1 protein-coding gene is annotated in these 1,088 nt (G+C 66.5%); it reads right to left on the bottom strand.

Annotated features, from left to right (window positions below):
• On the bottom strand, window positions 1-994 hold a 994-nt coding region (locus EDF55_RS18575), incomplete at its 3' end, for an IS481 family transposase (RefSeq protein ID WP_123656474.1).
• Between the last annotated feature and the right edge of the window lie 94 nt (window positions 995-1,088).

Genomic DNA, 1,088 nt, shown 5'->3' on the forward strand with positions numbered 1-1,088 from the left:
TGTAGTTCCCCGTGAGGTTATGAACGCGATCTGATGGGGTTTGGCCGCCGAGGCCGGTGTGTGGTCGGTGGTGATTGTAGTGATGCAGCCAGTCCGCGTAGGTCGCGGTTCTGGCTGCATCGCTGTCGTAGTGACGGGCGTAGGCCCATTCCGCGGCGAGGGTTCGATTGAACCGCTCGACCTTCCCGTTGGTCTGCGGCCGGTAGGGCCTGGTGAAGCGGTGCTTCGCGTCACCGAGGGCGGTCGCGAAGTCGCGGGATCGGTAACACGCACCGTTGTCGGTCATCACGGCCTCGACATGGATCCCCGCGGCGGCGAAGAACGTGTTTGCGCGGGCCCAGAACCCGGCAGCGGTGGCGCCGAGTTCGTTGTCGTGGATCTCTGAATACGCCAGCCGGGAGTGATCATCGACCGCGTGGTGCAGGAACCGGTACCCGCGAGAACCACGCGCGCCTCGTCGAGCAGCACGATCACGATTCGAGCCGGCGGCGCGGTCCTGGGCAGACCCGCGTCCGTGAGCGCGCCAGCCGCCACCATCTGGGATGCGGCCTTGCTTCTTGATGTCGACGTGGACGAGCTCACCCGGCCGGGACTTCTCGTATCGCACCGGAGTCGGCCGGCGAACCGGGAGCCCGGTTGCTTGGTCAATGTTGCGCAGCAGCGGCATCCGGAACCGCGCCAGGACACGTCCAACTGTCGAGCGGGCCAGGCCCAGGTGGAACGCAATCCGGTGCGGTCCCCACCGCCGGGTGACCCGCAACGCGAGGATGCGGCGTTCCAGCCGGGACGGGACTCTGGTCGGACTCGACAACGGCCTCGACGACCGGTCGGCCATCGACAGGCCCGCTCGGTATCGTGCAGCCCATTTCGCTGCCGTCGCCGGCGAACACTGGAACCGTTCCGCGGCCCGACGGACGGGCCAGCCGTCGACGACGATCAGCCGGGCAAGGCGTTCCCTGCCCGTTGGAGTGAACGGGGCATTAGCGTGAGTCACGAAGACCTCCGGTGACGACGTGGTGTGTGGTAACTCACATCGTCCCGGAGGTCTTCACTTACGTCACCCGTTCACAACGTCCCGGGGAACTACA

The organism is Curtobacterium sp. ZW137, from assembly GCF_003762905.1.
In the GTDB taxonomy this organism is placed as follows: domain Bacteria; phylum Actinomycetota; class Actinomycetes; order Actinomycetales; family Microbacteriaceae; genus Curtobacterium.